Genomic DNA, 15,066 nt, shown 5'->3' on the forward strand with positions numbered 1-15,066 from the left:
AACGCCCTGTCAGGCGAGCTGCAAATCCCGGGTCATGTTTTCATTACGGTCACGATGGACAATAATATCGTCCTCGATCCGAATGCCGCCAAATTGGCCGAAGGCTGCAATTTTTTCCCAATTCAGGCTGGTTGCAGCGTCAGTTTGTTTTAAATCGGCAAGCAGGCTATCGATAAAGTACAGGCCTGGTTCAATGGTAAATACCATATCGGGTTCAATCAGCCGGGTGCAGCGTAAAAACGGATGATTATCTGGTGGCGCAATATGAGTGCCGCGCTCATCCAGCATAAAGCCGCCCACGTCATGGACCTGTAACCCCAAATGATGGCCCAGACCATGCGGAAAAAAGGTACGGCTGATTTCACGCTCAACGATGGTCGCCGGGTCCAGCCGGACAAAATCAAAGTCATGCAGAATTTGAGCAATACCCAAATGGCATTGCAGATGTAAATCGGTGTAATTAATGCCGGGTTTTAAACCATCAACCAGCTTTAACTCTAACTGGTTCACTGCGCCAATCAGCTCGGCGAACTCATCGTTTTTGTTAAAACTATAGGTACGGGTAATGTCGGCAGCGTAACCGTGAAACTCGGCGCCGGCATCAATTAAAAATGAATGGTGCTTTGCCGGCTTTTTCCGCTCGAGTGCGGTGTAATGCAAAATGGCCGCATTCTGGTTTAACCCAACAATATTGCCATACGGTACTTCGTTCTCGGTTTGACCAACAGCCGCCAGATACGCCAACTGTATATCAAACTCACTGCCACCGGCATAAAACGCCGCTTTAGCCGCCCGGTGGCCCGCCACCGCCATTTGATTAGCCTGCCTTAAACAGGCCAGTTCATAACCGGTTTTATAAGCGCGATAAAAATGTAAATAGCTTAGTACCGGCTCGGGGTTTATCTCGGTAAAACCCAGAGCCCGTGCCACTTCCAGATACTCGCCAATGTAGGCGAGCCGGGCTTTATCGTACGGCAGCAGGGTTTCAACTTTGTTCGCTTTATCTAACAGCTGAATATCAAAGTACTCTGCCCAGAAATCAGCGGGTTCGTCAGGCACTTTGTGCCAGAAATCTTTCGGCCGGTAAAAAATCAGCTTGGGTTTATTTACCCCATCCAGTAACAACCAGCAATGCGGATTATCTACCACCGGTAACCAGGCTTTAAAATGCGGATTCGCTTTAAAGGGGTAATCCATATCGTCCAGAAATTTACGCTTGGCCTGGCCTGAATGAATAACCAAACCATCCAGATTTTCGCGGGCCAGCACCTGCTGGGTGCGCTGCTGTAATTGGGCAATATGAGCCTGATATAACGCCTGATAACCTGAGTTCATAGCTACCTTATTTCGGTTGGGTGGGCTGATGAGCGCAATAATAGCACTATTCCACTATCACCCCAATCTTCATAGCCACCAGCGGTTTAAAAACATCCTGGGCCACGTTCATCCGGATATTATAAATCTGATAATAGGCCATTACTGCCTTTACATACTCGCGGGTTTCCCGGTACGGAATGGTTTCAACCCAGACATCAGCTGGCAGCGCATAATCCTGCGGGATCCACTGCATTACCCGCCGGTAGCCGGCATTATACGCTGCGGTAGCCTTTAGCAGATTACCATCGTTGCGCTGCTTTAAATAATTCAGGTAGTCTGTTCCATAGTCGATATTGGTGACCGGGTTGTACAACTGCCGGATCTGCACCTGTTTTTTTGCGATGTCATTAGCCGTACCAGGCATAATCTGCATCAAGCCGCGGGCACCGGCCGGTGAATAGGCATCAGCCATAAAAGAGCTCTCGCGTCTGGCAATTGCCATACTCCAGCCTGAATCGATATTAAATTTATCGGCCGACAGCTGCATTTCCTGTTGATAAGCCAATGGAAAACGTAATTCGACGTCATCCCAGTAGCCAACGTCGGCCAGCGAAAATATCGCCCGCTCATACCACTGCAACTGGCTGGCCAGCTTGGCTGAGGTAATTTTCTGCTGCTCGTCAGAGGTATCCTGTAAATGATTCCACTCCCGCCGGGCTTCTGTCAGCCGGCCCAGCGCCAGAAACTGCTGGGCGCGTTGCACTGCCGGATGCTGCTGTAACTGTGCTATTTCTTCTTCTGTTACCTTTACCGGGTTATGCGCCAGGCTGGGCGGCAAGCCAATTCTGGCTGCGGCCATAAAACCGTAATAATGCCGCTGGCCGGCAATAGCGGTAAATTCAGTCTTGGCCAGCTCGGTTTCACCCTGCTCTTCCAGCGCGCGGGCCCGCCAGTAACGCCAGTTAATATCGCCCTGCAGCTCGGCAGGTAACTGCTCGACCACTTTTTGCACTTTAGGCCAGTCCAGCTCCCGTAATGCATGCGCTACCTGCCACTGTGCTAAATTGGCATCAAACAATTCAGCCGGCAAGGTGGTTAACCAGTTATCAGCCCGGCTGTCGCCTTTACTGGCCAGCGCTATAGCGAACTGGCGCTGGACGTCTAAGCGCTGTGCTTTAGTAAAGTAAGGGTCGTTGACATGACGTTGCCAGGTAGCCAGGGCCTGATCGGGCGAGCGCCAGACTAAGCGCTTTAAGCCATAAGCCAACACATCGCGTTCAATAATATGTTTGCCAGGAAAAAATTTTGCCCGGCCAACCACCGCCGGGTTGCGCCGGGTTTGCAGCCACAAATCGGCCAGATACTGCTCATTGGCCGGCAGCAAGGTTTTTAAGTAAGGAATAAGCTGGGCCTGGCCGCCCTCTGCCGCCAGTTGCAGCCGGCGGTGTACCGTTTCGCTTTGCAGCGGTTCGCTGTCGCGCCAGGCAGTAAATAACGGGTCACAGGCACGTGGTTGCGATTTGCCTTCAGTCCAGATTTCTTCGGTTTGCTGCCATATTTCAGCCTCAGGCAGCGCCTTGGTTTTTAATTGAAAACGCAGGGCCAGACACTTCAGCTCTGCGTCTGATGAGCCGGGGAAATTCGCCAGAAAGCGCTCGGCCTGTTGTTGTTCAGCTAAACGCAGCAACCAGGGTTTACGGAGCGGCCAGTCCATCGGCGTGCCCTGATACTCGGTCAGAAATGTCTCGATGGCATCATGAGCATTCAAAAATCGTTGCAGCCTTTTCAGGCGTAAATAAGGTTGCAGCGGATAGCCTTCCAGCTCAGCCAGCCAGCTTTCGGCCTGCTTGCGACTGACACTATCAATGCTATGTTCCAGTGCAACAAACCGCGCGCGCTGTTGCTGTAATTTGTCCTGTTCAGCCGCCCGGGCTGTAAATGCGCAGGACGCCACTGTTGAAGCTACTACTGTGGCGATGAATAATGAACGAAAAGTTATCACGACTTACCTCTGACTCCAGCGAAAAATAGAAAAGCAACTATAGTTAGTCACATCTAATGGCAACGTTTAGCTGGGTTTAGCTACCTTTTTCAAACACCTGTTTAAATAACGGTTGAAATTTTTAGTAAAGCACGACACACTGAACCTGTTAACCTCATCGTACCAGTTGCGACAATCACCCTATAACGCGACCAAGGAGCATATTTATGATCTACCAGAGTGACACTATCAGTGTTGAATATATTAAACCTGGTATCGCCCGGTTTACCTTTGCTGCCGCAGGCTCTGTAAATAAATTTGATCAACAGACCCTGACTGATTGTAAGACAGCTTTAGACAAGCTGCACGCTGACAGTAACCTGAAAGGTGTGATCTTTACCAGTGGCAAGGACACCTTTATTGTTGGCGCGGATATCACCGAATTCTTAAGTACTTTCCAGCGTCCGGAAGCAGAACTGGTACCTTGGATCAAGCAAGCCTCTGATATTTTCGATTTATGTGAAGACCTGCCGGTTCCGACCGTAGTCGCCATAAAAGGTTTCGCCTTAGGTGGTGGTTGTGAGTGGACGTTAGCCTGTGACTACCGGGTGGCAGACACCAGTACCAGAATTGGCTTACCGGAAGTAAAACTGGGTTTAATGCCGGGTTTTGGCGGTACGGTGCGTCTGCCGCGGATTATTGGTGCCGATAATGCGATGGAGTGGATAACCACCGGCAAAGACCATAGCGCCGAGCAGGCCCAGAAAGCCGGTTTAATTGATGCAGTAGTGGCACCGGAAAAACTGGAAGCGGCAGCACTCAGCGTATTAGAAGATGCCATTGCCGGCAGCCTGAACTGGCAGAAAAAACGTGCGGTTAAACTGCAGCCATTAAAACTGAATAAAACCGAAGCGACGATGAGCTTCAGCACCGCCAAAGGTATGGTATTTGCCAGCGCCGGTAAACATTACCCGGCGCCGATGGCAGCGGTGCAAACTATTGAAGCGGCCGCCACCTTAGACCGCGCCGGCGCCATGGCGCTGGAAAATGCTGGTTTTGCCAAACTGGCGAAAACCGATGCCGCTACCGCTCAGGTTGGTTTGTTTTTAAATGACCAGCTGATTAAAAGCAAAGCGAAAAAAGCCGGCAAAGTTGCCACTAAGTCAGTTAAAAAAGCTGCCGTACTGGGTGCCGGCATCATGGGCGGCGGTATTGCCTATCAGTCTGCGTTAAAAGGCGTGCCGGTAGTAATGAAAGACATCGCCGATAAAGCGCTGGCGCTCGGCATGGGCGAAGCCACTAAGTTGCTGAGTAAGCAGGTTGAGCGCAAAAAACTTGATGTGGCCGGTATGGCTAAAGTGATTGCCAGCATTACCCCAACCCTTAGCAACGACATGGTAAAAGACGTTGATATCGTAGTGGAAGCGGTAGTAGAGAACCCGAAAATCAAAGGCGCAGTGCTAAAAGAAGTAGAAGGTTTAATCAGCGACGACGCGATATTAACCTCGAACACCTCAACTATTTCCATCAACGCTTTGGCGAAAAACCTGAGCCGGCCGCAAAACTTCTGCGGTATGCACTTCTTTAACCCGGTACACCGGATGCCATTGGTGGAAGTGATTCGCGGCGAGCACACCAGCGATGAAACCGTGGCTGCGGTAGTGGCATACGCGGCAAAAATGGGTAAGTCACCTATCGTGGTCAACGACTGCCCGGGCTTCTTTGTTAACCGGGTATTGTTCCCCTACTTTGCCGGTTTCAGCAAGCTGGTGCTGGACGGTGCCGATTTCGCCCAGGTTGATAAAGTAATGGAAAAACAATTTGGCTGGCCAATGGGCCCGGCGTATCTGCTGGATGTGGTCGGCCTGGATACTGCCTTCCACTGCACAGACGTGATGGCCGAGGGCTTCCCGAGCCGGATGGCAAAACTGGACAACGACCCGGTAGCCGCCATGTATAAGGCGGACCGCTACGGTCAGAAGAATGGCGTTGGTTTCTATGCCTACAGCAAAGATGCCAAGGGCAAGCCGAAAAAAGATATCGACCCGAAAAGCTTAGAAATACTGGCCGATATTGCTTCTGACAAAAAAGAGTTAAGCCCGGATGAGATTATTGCCCGGGTAATGGTGCCGATGATCAACGAAACCATTCGCTGTTTAGAAGAAGGCATAGTACAAACCGCCGCCGAAGCCGATATGGGCCTGATTTTTGGCCTGGGCTTCCCGCCGTTCCGTGGTGGCCCGCTGCGTTATGTCGACACCATAGGTTTAACTAACTTTGTTGCCCTGGCCGATAAATACGCCCATTTAGGCGAAATTTATCAGGTTACAGATAAAACCCGCGCCATGGCCGATAACGGCCAGCGTTTCTTCCCGGTTTAAGCGCAGGAGCAGAATAATGAAAAACGCAGTAATAGTAGATTGTATCCGCACCCCAATGGGGCGCTCTAAAAATGGTATGTACCGTAATGTCCGCGCTGAGCAGCTATCAGCCCATGTAATGGCGTCCTTGCTGGACCGTAACCCGGCGTTAAACCCGAGTGATATTGACGATATTATCTGGGGCTGCGTCCAGCAAACCCTGGAGCAAGGCTTTAACGTGGCGCGTAATGCCTCGTTGTTAGCCGGTATTCCGCATTCGGTGCCCGCTGTTACCGTCAACCGCTTATGCGGCTCGTCTATGCAGGCATTGCACGACGCGGTACGTTCCATCCAAACCGGCATGGGCGAGGTGTATTTAATTGGCGGTGTCGAGCATATGGGCCATGTGCCAATGAACCACGGCGTCGATTTTCACCCCGGCTTATCAACCACTATCGCTAAAGCGGCCGGTATGATGGGCTTAACCGCGGAACTGCTGGGAAAAATGCACGGCATCAGTCGCGAGCAACAGGACGCATTCGGTGCCCGCTCGCATCGCTTAGCGCAGGAAGCCAGCGAACAAGGCCGCTTTAAAAATGAAATTATCCCCACCGAAGGCCACGACGCCGATGGCGTGTTAAAGCTGATGGACTACGACGAAGTTATTCGCCCGGAAACCACAGTAGAAGCACTGGGTCAGTTACGGCCGGTATTCGACCCGGCTAACGGTACGGTAACAGCCGGTACCTCGTCGGCGTTATCAGACGGTGCCTCGGGCATGCTGGTAATGAGCGAAGAAAAAGCCAAAGCGCTGGGCTTGCCTATCCGCGCTTATGTGCGCGGTATGGGCGTGGCCGGCTGCGACCCGTCTATTATGGGTTACGGCCCGGTACCGGCCTCGAAAAAAGCGCTGAAAATGGCCGGTTTATCCATTAACGATATCGATTACGCCGAGCTGAACGAAGCATTCGCGGCGCAGGCGCTGCCGGTAATGAAAGACTTAGGCCTGCTGGAAGTTAAAGATCAGAAAGTAAACCTGAATGGCGGCGCCATTGCCCTTGGCCACCCGCTGGGCTGCTCAGGGTCACGGATCAGCACCACCTTAATCAATGTGATGGAAGACAAAGGCGGCAAGTTCGGCCTGGCCACCATGTGTATTGGTTTAGGCCAGGGTATCGCGACTGTTTTTGAGCGACCATAAGCTGACAGCAACAGGCTGGTAGCGACCAGCACAATCGCATAGAATAAGGGCCGTTTTTACGGCCTTTTTTTGTTGTTTGCTATGCAGGTAACGGCTGTAGGTTGCAACACCCACTGTGCTCGCCACAGCAACTCGGCTTTGCTAACGCAAAACGTCAGACACTCTGTGTCTGCGCAAGTTGGGTTCCAACCATCGCCTTAGCTTAGCGACAACAGCCGCTGCCTGAATACTGAAATTTGCGCCAGTGAAACAAGTTAAGTTGTTAATTAAGACTTTGGAGTAGTAATGAACCCGCATTTTGACAGCGCCACCCAAACCTTGGACGCCTTAGGCCTGCGCTGCCCCGAGCCGGTAATGATGATCCGCTTAACTATCCGCAAAATGCAGGTGGGTGAAACCTTATTAATTATCGCCGACGACCCGGCCACCACCCGCGATATCCCGGCATTCTGCCGTTTTATGGATCATGAGTTACTGGCCAGTGATACTAAAGAAATGCCATATCGATATGTGGTGAAGAAGGTTAGTAGCTGAATTTCCCTATTTGATACCTAGACATTTGTTAACGTCTATTGGTACAAACTGGTCCCAACGACTTATTACATAACGCGCAAACGCAGAGTCATTATGTTTATCTGCAAAGTAACCCTTGATATCACTGAAAGTAACGACGTTTCTAATACCCTCTTTAGAAAATTTAGCAATCAAATAAGGTGGTAAATTTCCTCCAAATCTGAGTATAAAATAACCGTCAAAACCCAACTTGTAAGGTTTTATTATGGCAGGGTTATTACTATCAAAATCAATCTTGTGAATATAGTCACGGATCGTTTCTGCGATGTCCAGCCACTCATTAAAGACTTCATCAGACCAAATTTCTCTATTAATTTTATTCGTTGCAGATGAATAGTGCTTCTTACTTTTCGGGGTAACAGGATAGCGAGCTTCGTCTAGGATCAGTTCTCGAATCCTCTGTAAACTTTTAGTTTGGTCAGGCATCAGCTTAATACCTAAATCATAAGCTGCTTTACTCAGATCATGTCCGTAGTACTTTTTGATAATCCGAAGAAAATCTTCGCGCTCAACATACTGATACAATCTTACTAAGCCGGACTTCAAAAATGTCTCAATTGCATACCCGAGTAGTAAAATGGCTGATTTCGAATATGCTTCAACTTGATTTGCCAACGTATTGATTTGTGCAGTTTCACCTTTTTGGAGACATTCTTGGAATTTTCCCTCTAATTCAAACTTCGCATCAACAGCGGCTCTGTTTAAAAGTTTTGCAGATAGCAGATGGGCATCAGCCTCCGATTGCCATGCTCTTTGGTTGAAAATACCTTTTTCGGCATTCCCTTTTACAGGTTGAATCTTATAAATGTCTTTGTTTTTTGATGTCACTTACCGAACTGCCTTTCGCAAGGTATACCATCACCATCGCCATCCATTTTTGTGTTGGGGCAGTTTCTTAAAAAGAACACAGCTTCTTCATAAGATGTCATCTGACTACAATGTTGGCGGCCATCACACCTAAAACTCTGCTTCGCGGCAACTTCACGGGCTTTTTGAATTGGTACGGTGTAGTCAGGTAATACTTGCGGCACGGGCTCAATAATCGGCTTAGCTGTGCTTTGTTTTTGAAAGTAATTCCAGGCACCGAATGCGATCAGCGCAAAAAGTAGCAGTTTTTTCAATGATGAGCTTCCCTGTTTTTCAATCCTTTATCGCTCTCAGGCGACTTGCAGGTTCTAACTTAGTTTATAAAACAGGGAACAGCAAACACTATTTCGACCACAATACCTCACCCGCACAAATGTACATTTGCACATAAGTGCAACGGGTTTATACTTAGCAAAGTTTACAGCAACCTCCGGAGCATCAGTGAGCCGACTCTCAATTGAAGTAACCCCCGAGCAACATCAGCTGTTAAAGGCGATGGCTGCCCTACAGGGTAAAAGCATTAAAGACTTTATTCTGGATAAAGTGCTGCCACTACAAGTGACTGAACAGGCCAAAAATTATTCGGTGCAGCAACTGGAAGACCTGCTCCAACAGCGGCTGCAAAGCGCCAGGCAAGGTGATTTTTCAGAGCAAAGCGTTACCGATATTTTCGAGCAGGCTATAACCGACCATGGTAAACGCTAAAAAGCGTTATCGTTTAACTGCTGACGCTGCTCAAGACTTACTGAATATCGCCCGTTATTCCGTTAAAACTTGGGGTGTAGCACAAAGCAGAGCCTATGCCGCTGAGTTGGAAGAAACCTTTGTTTCGCTTGTCGATGAACTACTACCAGCCAAACCTTTTAGTGAAAGCCTGCCTGATATTATGGTCTGGCATAACAGATTTCACTCCGTGTATTACACTTACGAAACTAATGAAAAAGGTATTGCCATCATTGCCGTGTTACACCATAAAAGGGATTCTCACCAGACAATAGCAAATAGACTTCCATAAAAAATGATTTTAATGTGAGCAGTTTAGCTATAACCAATACTCGCTCAGGCCAGTATCTGTAAGCCCTTTTTAGCCACCAGATTAAGCAACTTTAACGAAGGGCCATTTGGCTTTTTCTGTCCCTGCTCCCACTTTTGTACTGTCGATTTACTGGTATTTAAATAGGCCGCAAATACCCCTTGGCTTGCCTTATTTTGGTTACGGATTTGCTTAATCTGTTCAGCGCTAAATTCCTCTAAAACAGGTAAACACAAGGCTTCTATCTCGCGCAGTGTCGTATCTTTCATTACCCCGGCATTATAAAAATCCTGCGCGGTTTCCTGCACCATGTCTAAAATTTTTCTATTCATTTGTGTTTATCTCAAATAATGCGCCAGCGTCCAACAGCAAGCTAAGCTCGGTGTCACTGTAATTCAGCAAATCACTAGCCAGCATCTTCAAAGCTTTTAGCTCAGTAACAGTTATATTGGCTTTAGCATTTTTGGTAAATCCATAAACAAAGAAAGCCTTGTCAGCCACCCGATAAGCGATTAAGGTTCTGCTACCACCACTTTTACCCTTAGTTGTCGCTACACGTTTCTTAAAAACACCGCCGCCTAGATCTGCATCAATCAGCCCTTGCTCGATCTCCGCGACAGCGACTAAAAGTGCTTTGTCTGTCAGACTTTCTTTGTGAGCCCATTTTGCGAAAACTTTGTTTTTAAATACTCGCATCAGCAATCCTTGCTCTAAACGCAAAAAAGTATAACACTTAGTGATATAGTTTCAATCTATAATTACAAAGGACACCCATATTCACCCTATAGATATTTGATGGAACAACCGGTAGATGGGTTCTTGAATAGAAGTCAATTCAGACAATTCCCCTCTTACACCCTTTGTTACAATCCCTTGCAAAGCGCTGCTTGACTTAAAAACCTTGGTTTTATAACGTCGCTGTGTGACTTAATGCTATGGAGTAGCGTGTTATGTTATGGCCTTTAATTAAAGACTCAGTGCCGGTAAAAGCCATAGTGCTGCTGGTGTTAATGTTTCTGCTGTGGTGGTTTAACTGGTATACCGTCGGCGCGGCGCTGTTACTGCTTATTACCGACATTCTTATCACCTTGAGTATAACCCCGGCCAATAAAGGTGAATTCATCTACAGCAAAGATATTCAGAAGCTGTTCTCTACTGATGGCACCTGGCTGCAAGTGGCAATGGAAAGAGCCAAAGTAAGTGATGTTAAGCAGCTCAATCTTTATCAGCAGGACCAACTGGCTTATGTTGATTTCAAACTTAACACCAACCTGCATGTACGCTATAAGTTCCCACTGCAACAATACCAGCCATTTTTGCAGTGGCTGCAAACCCATTTGCCGCAAACACACCTGGTAACCAGTTTAAAAAGCTAAGTTATTTATAGCAAATTGCTAATTACAGTGGCAACGTTCAATCCTTTTGCTATGGTTGTGATTACCCTATTTCTGTTTTGGACATCGCCCTATTATGACGTCGCAGTATTCAGCCGAACTTGATCAGCTTCACAGTGCTATTTACAACCCTGAGATTAGTGAAAACGAAGCCCGCGAGCATTTGTTGCGGTGCTGTCTAGACGGGCTGAAAATCCAGCAGGTCGGGCTATGGCAATACACCGACTACGATTTGCTGCGTTGTGAGTTGCTGCTCGATAAAGACAACGGCATCAGCAAAGAGGCACTTCTGATAGATCGCTGGAGTTTTCCAGGCTATTTTGCAGCGCTAGATAAGAAAAAAGTAGTAAGAGCAAGTGATGCGCAAAATGATCCGGCAACCAAAGATTTGTCTGATTTATTTCTAAAACCTTTTAATATTAAATCCCTGCTGGACGTGCCTATTTATCATGGTGATAAACTCAGCGGCATTATTTGCTGTGAACAAACGGCAGTAATTAAACGCTGGACCGAGGAAGAGGTCGCCTTTGTTGAAGCTTTAGCTGACGTTTACCGTTCACGCTTTAGTTAAGGCGTTTTGCCGCGTTGCACTGGCGCTGCAACTAAAGCCTTGGCACACTGGTGCCTATGCTCCCCTGTATAATCTGAAAGGACCTGCCATGCGCCTGCTGTTTAGCACCTTATTGCTGTTTATCTGCACCAGTTGTTTGCCTGTATTAGCAAATGCCCCTGAACGTACCCCCTCTGCGCCTGAGCGCAATCAAGTTGAAGGTGACGGCCCGTATAAACGATTAATTTTACGCGGCGGCATCTTAATCAGCGGTGAAGGCGCACCGGCTATTGGCCCGGTGGATATTGTCATTGAAAATGACCGGATCAGTCAGGTTTCGGTTGTAGGGTACCCCGATGTGCCCGTGCTGGCCAGCGGCCGTCCGGTTGCAAAAGAGGGTGACACCGAAATGGATGTCAGCGGCATGTATATTCTGCCCGGCTTTATTGATATGCATGGCCATATTGGTGGCTCAGCCAACGGTATTCCAGCAGAGTACGTGTTTAAACTGTGGCTGGCGCATGGTATTACCACGGTAAGAGAGCCAGGCAGCTTCAATGGCCTGGCCTGGACCTTAAAGCATGTCAAAGCCTCGGCTGAGAACCGGATAGTAGCACCACGAATTGTGCCCTACGTTGGTTTTGGTCAGGGCTTGGCCCAAGCGGTGTTTAACCCGGAGCAGGCCCGTAAGTGGGTGCGTGATATTAAAAAAGCCGGCGCGGCCGGTATTAAGTTCTTTGGTGCTACTCCTGGCATTATTGCCGCGGCGCTGGACGAAGCAAATAAGCAACAATTGGGTACCATGATGCACCACGCCCAGCTGAATGTCGCCCGCACCAATGTACTGGACAGCGCCCGGATGGGTTTGGGCTCAATGGAGCACTGGTATGGCTTGCCGGAAGCATTGTTCACCGGTCAGACTATTCAGAATTATCCGGCAAACTATAATTACCAGAATGAACAAGACCGCTTCGGTGCCGCAGGCGAATTGTGGCGTCAGGCTGCCAAACCGGGCTCAGAGAAGTGGAATGCAGTGCGTGATGAGTTAATTGAACTGGATTTTACTATTAACCCTACCCTGACTATTTACGAGGCCAGTCGTGATGCTGCAGCACAGCGTAATGCCGAGTGGCACCAGCAGTATACCCTGCCCACCTTGACTACGTTTTTTACCCCCAGCCGTTATGCCCATGGCTCCTATTGGTTTGACTGGACCACCGATAATGAAATTGCCTGGCGCGAAAACTACCGGATCTGGATGCAGTTTTTAAATGACTATAAAAACCATGGCGGCCGGATCACCGTTGGGTCTGACGCTGGTTATATTTATAAAATTTATGGTTTTGCCTTTATTCAGGAGCTGGAGCTGCTGCGTGAAGCCGGCTTTAATGCGCTGGAAGTAATTCAGGCTGCGACCCTGAATGGTGCTATTGCCCTTGGGCTGGAGCAGGACATTGGCAGCGTGGTGCCGGGTAAGAAAGCCGACCTGGTTATCGTTGCGGAAAACCCATTGGCAAATTTTAAAGTATTATATGGCACCGGTCACTACCGGCTTAATGCAGACAACCAGGCCATCCGCACCCAGGGCGTGCGCTACACTATAAAAGACGGCATCGTATACGATGCCCAGCAGCTGCTGACTGATGTGCGGAAATTGGTTGAGCTGGCACAGCAACAGGAGAACAGACCTTAAAGACTTTTTGCTCCTGTTATATCTTTGTGTGCTAGGATAAATAAAAACAGGGGGTGGTGCTGTTGCAGGTAGCTCTGAACAAGGATAGTGCTCGGCAAGCTGAGAAAATTGACGCCCGACGCCGGCGTTATATTTTATCTTTTGTCAGTTACATTACCTCTGTCGTCATGTTTATCTACGGTTTTAAAAACCTCGGTGGTGAAGTTGCTTTGCTGCCGCTGATCTTATTCGGCACGGGCGCCACATTTCTCATTAATATCAGTTACTTTCGCTGGTCTGGCAATTTAAATCTGGCTTGTAATATTGAAGCTGTTCTGGTCGGTTTCTTTGTACTTGCCCTGGTATATCAGGGCGGCTTTAATAATACCGCCCTTTACTGGGTGTTCCCGTTCCCGGCTATTCTGTTTGGCTTACTCGGGGTTAAAAAAGCCCTGTTAAGCAATGCATTGCTATTAGTAGTACTGGGTGTAATGTTGTTTATACCAGACATTATTATGGCAGATTATAAAGAAGCCGAGGCCAGCCGGTTTATTGCTTCATTGCTTATCGTCATTATTGTCTGCTGGATTAACGATCATTACCGGGAACGTAGTCATGAAGCGATGGACTTACTGCAACAGAGTAAAGAAGTACAGGCCAATACTGACCCGCTTACCTTATTACTAAACCGCAGGTTCATTGATTCATCACTGAACATTAATTTGCAGCAACAAGCTGACGCCTTTCTGCCTATGGCAGTAATTATTTGCGATATTGACCACTTTAAACAACTGAATGACCAACATGGTCATGCCGCAGGTGATGCCGTCTTGCGCCACCTCGCCAATTTATTTCGACGTAATCTGCGGCAGCAGGACATTGCTTGTCGGATTGGTGGTGAAGAGTTTCTGTTTTTTCTGCCAAAAACCAGCGCTGACGACGCCATGCTGGTTGCTGAGAAGATCCGCCAGGCTTTGCTGGACCAGCCACTGCAACATGGCAAACTGGCACTGCCGGTCACAGCCAGTTTCGGGGTCGCCGGTTGCCATGATAGCAACAGCCTGGCGGCCGCTATTGAACACGCCGACAAGCAATTATACCTTGCGAAACACAGCGGCCGTAACCTGGTGTGCTAAACAGTTAACTTCGCCACAGCCAGTTCCAGTCTTTTCAGCTCACGTAAGGTTGAGCTGCGGTTGGTTTCCATCCAGATCCACAGTTTTGTCGCAACCTGGGCCTGAAACACCAACAACAATGACACGCCCCAGAACAATTGCTGCCCCGGTTCTGCGGTGAAAAAGTTATAGCCACAATATAAAATTGCCACTGCCAGCAAGATTGCCAGTATGTAGGCAATTATCATAATCCCGCCAAGCCCGCCTTTAAAACCAGAGGCTAATACCTTCTCCAGCCCCTGCTCTTCCCGCATCAACTTATCCAGCTCCGCTGCCTGCTGAGCTAACTGCTGCTTAATATCTGTATCAATAGTCATAACCTGTTCCTCGTTGTATTTGTAACCGTTGTTACAAGTGTTATTGCAGGCGCTGTTGTAACTGCTGTCGCGCCCGGTGCAAACGCGATTTAACCGTACCTAAGGGTATGTCCACGATTAAGGCTATCTGGCTTAGCTCTAATTCATGCAAATAATGCAGTTGAATCACTAAACGCTCATCTGCTGCTAGCAAAGCCAGCGCCTTATTTAAATCGCTGCTATCGGCATTTTTTTCACTATGCTCATCACAAACAGCCGTGGGCTCATCTTCGTTTAGTGGCTGCTGCTTGCGGTTTGCCGTTTGTTTCTGGTAATCCAGCACTTCCCAACGCACCGCCCGATATAACCAGCTGGTAAATACCGCCGGGTCATTTAAGCGGGCAATTCGCCGGCTGACTTTTAACCAGACGTTTTGCACCAGATCTTCAGCTGCCGCCGGGTTAGCCAGTAAATAGGCTGCGAACCGGCGCAAGTCACGGTGATAATGCTGATACAACAAAGTAAAGGCGCGTTTGTCGCCGCCTTGCATTGCCATCACCAGTAAGTCGAGTTGTGCCTGCTGCATTGTTGTCCTTATTGTTGTTATTACGATAAAGAGACGACGCGTGGCACGGTCAGGTTCAAGC

General features: G+C 48.5%; 17 protein-coding genes. 9 read left to right on the plus strand and 8 right to left on the minus strand.

Features of this window, described 5'->3' with window-relative positions:
* Positions 1-9 precede the first annotated feature (9 nt).
* Together pepQ and CRO03_RS04625 are read right to left on the minus strand one after the other, a co-directional pair.
* The gene (gene pepQ, locus CRO03_RS04620) at positions 10-1,335 is read right to left on the minus strand and encodes a Xaa-Pro dipeptidase (protein WP_097110472.1); all 1,326 of its coding nucleotides are present in this window, start codon (positions 1,333-1,335) and stop codon (positions 10-12) included.
* Between the two features lie 46 nt (positions 1,336-1,381).
* Complete coding sequence (locus tag CRO03_RS04625; RefSeq protein WP_097110473.1) at positions 1,382-3,319, minus strand: transglycosylase SLT domain-containing protein; 1,938 nt, start codon at positions 3,317-3,319, stop codon at positions 1,382-1,384.
* Between the two features lie 206 nt (positions 3,320-3,525).
* Here CRO03_RS04625 and fadB point away from each other — a divergent pair, with 206 nt between their 5' ends.
* From fadB to tusA, 3 genes are all read left to right on the plus strand, one after another.
* Positions 3,526-5,679 (plus strand): fatty acid oxidation complex subunit alpha FadB, encoded by a 2,154-nt coding sequence (gene fadB, locus CRO03_RS04630; RefSeq protein ID WP_097110474.1) that lies wholly within the window; start codon positions 3,526-3,528, stop codon positions 5,677-5,679.
* A 16-nt stretch (positions 5,680-5,695) separates the two neighbouring features.
* Positions 5,696-6,859 (plus strand): acetyl-CoA C-acyltransferase FadA, encoded by a 1,164-nt coding sequence (gene fadA / locus CRO03_RS04635; RefSeq protein WP_097110475.1) that lies wholly within the window; start codon positions 5,696-5,698, stop codon positions 6,857-6,859.
* A 285-nt stretch (positions 6,860-7,144) separates the two neighbouring features.
* Positions 7,145-7,393: a sulfurtransferase TusA gene (gene tusA / locus CRO03_RS04640; RefSeq protein WP_097110476.1), complete on the plus strand. Its 249-nt coding sequence runs from the start codon at positions 7,145-7,147 to the stop codon at positions 7,391-7,393.
* A 6-nt stretch (positions 7,394-7,399) separates the two neighbouring features.
* On the opposite strand, the gene CRO03_RS04645 is transcribed toward tusA, so the two are convergent.
* Together CRO03_RS04645 and CRO03_RS18500 are read right to left on the minus strand one after the other, a co-directional pair.
* Entirely contained in the window at positions 7,400-8,260 is an 861-nt protein-coding gene (locus tag CRO03_RS04645; RefSeq protein ID WP_097110477.1) for a hypothetical protein, read from the minus strand.
* Positions 8,257-8,553, minus strand: coding sequence for an excalibur calcium-binding domain-containing protein (locus CRO03_RS18500; protein WP_097110478.1), 297 nt, complete (start codon positions 8,551-8,553; stop codon positions 8,257-8,259). Before CRO03_RS18500 ends, CRO03_RS04645 begins: the two co-directional genes overlap by 4 nt.
* Positions 8,554-8,740: 187 nt before the next feature.
* Between CRO03_RS18500 and CRO03_RS04655 the strand changes: the two genes are divergently transcribed.
* Complete coding sequence (locus CRO03_RS04655; protein ID WP_097110479.1) at positions 8,741-9,004, plus strand: type II toxin -antitoxin system TacA 1-like antitoxin; 264 nt, start codon at positions 8,741-8,743, stop codon at positions 9,002-9,004.
* Complete coding sequence (locus CRO03_RS04660) at positions 8,991-9,314, plus strand: type II toxin-antitoxin system RelE/ParE family toxin (RefSeq protein WP_097110480.1); 324 nt, start codon at positions 8,991-8,993, stop codon at positions 9,312-9,314. Before CRO03_RS04655 ends, CRO03_RS04660 begins: the two co-directional genes overlap by 14 nt.
* Before the next feature lie 44 nt (positions 9,315-9,358).
* Here CRO03_RS04660 and CRO03_RS04665 read toward each other — a convergent pair whose 3' ends face one another.
* Both CRO03_RS04665 and CRO03_RS04670 read right to left on the minus strand, forming a co-directional pair.
* Positions 9,359-9,664, minus strand: a complete 306-nt coding sequence (locus tag CRO03_RS04665) for a helix-turn-helix domain-containing protein (RefSeq protein ID WP_097110481.1) — start codon at positions 9,662-9,664, stop codon at positions 9,359-9,361.
* Positions 9,657-10,028 carry a type II toxin-antitoxin system RelE/ParE family toxin gene (locus tag CRO03_RS04670; protein WP_097110482.1) on the minus strand — a complete coding sequence of 124 codons (372 nt, stop codon included), beginning with the start codon at positions 10,026-10,028 and terminating at the stop codon, positions 9,657-9,659. Before CRO03_RS04670 ends, CRO03_RS04665 begins: the two co-directional genes overlap by 8 nt.
* Before the next feature lie 254 nt (positions 10,029-10,282).
* Here CRO03_RS04670 and CRO03_RS04675 point away from each other — a divergent pair, with 254 nt between their 5' ends.
* The 4 genes from CRO03_RS04675 (at position 10,283) to CRO03_RS04690 (ending at position 14,084) form a co-directional block, all read left to right on the plus strand.
* The gene (locus CRO03_RS04675; protein WP_097110483.1) at positions 10,283-10,708 is read left to right on the plus strand and encodes a hypothetical protein; all 426 of its coding nucleotides are present in this window, start codon (positions 10,283-10,285) and stop codon (positions 10,706-10,708) included.
* A gap of 94 nt (positions 10,709-10,802) precedes the next feature.
* A complete protein-coding gene (locus tag CRO03_RS04680; protein ID WP_097110484.1) occupies positions 10,803-11,297 on the plus strand; it encodes a GAF domain-containing protein in 495 nt (164 codons plus the stop codon).
* Between the two features lie 88 nt (positions 11,298-11,385).
* On the plus strand, positions 11,386-12,969 hold the full coding sequence (locus tag CRO03_RS04685) for an amidohydrolase family protein (protein ID WP_097110485.1): 1,584 nt from the start codon (positions 11,386-11,388) through the stop codon (positions 12,967-12,969).
* A gap of 62 nt (positions 12,970-13,031) precedes the next feature.
* Positions 13,032-14,084, plus strand: a complete 1,053-nt coding sequence (locus tag CRO03_RS04690; RefSeq protein WP_141397723.1) for a GGDEF domain-containing protein — start codon at positions 13,032-13,034, stop codon at positions 14,082-14,084.
* Here CRO03_RS04690 and CRO03_RS04695 read toward each other — a convergent pair.
* Complete coding sequence (locus tag CRO03_RS04695) at positions 14,081-14,440, minus strand: DUF6768 family protein (protein WP_097110487.1); 360 nt, start codon at positions 14,438-14,440, stop codon at positions 14,081-14,083. The genes CRO03_RS04690 and CRO03_RS04695 overlap by 4 nt on opposite strands.
* Positions 14,441-14,480: 40 nt before the next feature.
* Positions 14,481-15,005, minus strand: coding sequence for an RNA polymerase sigma factor (locus tag CRO03_RS04700; protein WP_097110488.1), 525 nt, complete (start codon positions 15,003-15,005; stop codon positions 14,481-14,483).
* Positions 15,006-15,066 lie beyond the last annotated feature (61 nt).

This window comes from Arsukibacterium tuosuense, from assembly GCF_900215315.1.
Lineage (GTDB): Bacteria > Pseudomonadota > Gammaproteobacteria > Enterobacterales > Alteromonadaceae > Alishewanella > Alishewanella tuosuense.

Coding starts and splice junctions, on each gene's coding strand:
- CRO03_RS04700 (WP_097110488.1), bottom strand. CDS start 15,005: ATGCAGCAGGCACAACTCGACTTACTGGTGATGGCAATGCAAGGCGGC.
- CRO03_RS04660 (WP_097110480.1), top strand. CDS start 8,991: ATGGTAAACGCTAAAAAGCGTTATCGTTTAACTGCTGACGCTGCTCAA.
- CRO03_RS04665 (WP_097110481.1), bottom strand. CDS start 9,664: ATGAATAGAAAAATTTTAGACATGGTGCAGGAAACCGCGCAGGATTTT.
- fadA (WP_097110475.1), top strand. CDS start 5,696: ATGAAAAACGCAGTAATAGTAGATTGTATCCGCACCCCAATGGGGCGC.
- CRO03_RS04680 (WP_097110484.1), top strand. CDS start 10,803: ATGACGTCGCAGTATTCAGCCGAACTTGATCAGCTTCACAGTGCTATT.
- fadB (WP_097110474.1), top strand. CDS start 3,526: ATGATCTACCAGAGTGACACTATCAGTGTTGAATATATTAAACCTGGT.
- CRO03_RS04695 (WP_097110487.1), bottom strand. CDS start 14,440: ATGACTATTGATACAGATATTAAGCAGCAGTTAGCTCAGCAGGCAGCG.
- CRO03_RS04670 (WP_097110482.1), bottom strand. CDS start 10,028: ATGCGAGTATTTAAAAACAAAGTTTTCGCAAAATGGGCTCACAAAGAA.
- pepQ (WP_097110472.1), bottom strand. CDS start 1,335: ATGAACTCAGGTTATCAGGCGTTATATCAGGCTCATATTGCCCAATTA.
- tusA (WP_097110476.1), top strand. CDS start 7,145: ATGAACCCGCATTTTGACAGCGCCACCCAAACCTTGGACGCCTTAGGC.
- CRO03_RS04675 (WP_097110483.1), top strand. CDS start 10,283: ATGTTATGGCCTTTAATTAAAGACTCAGTGCCGGTAAAAGCCATAGTG.
- CRO03_RS04685 (WP_097110485.1), top strand. CDS start 11,386: ATGCGCCTGCTGTTTAGCACCTTATTGCTGTTTATCTGCACCAGTTGT.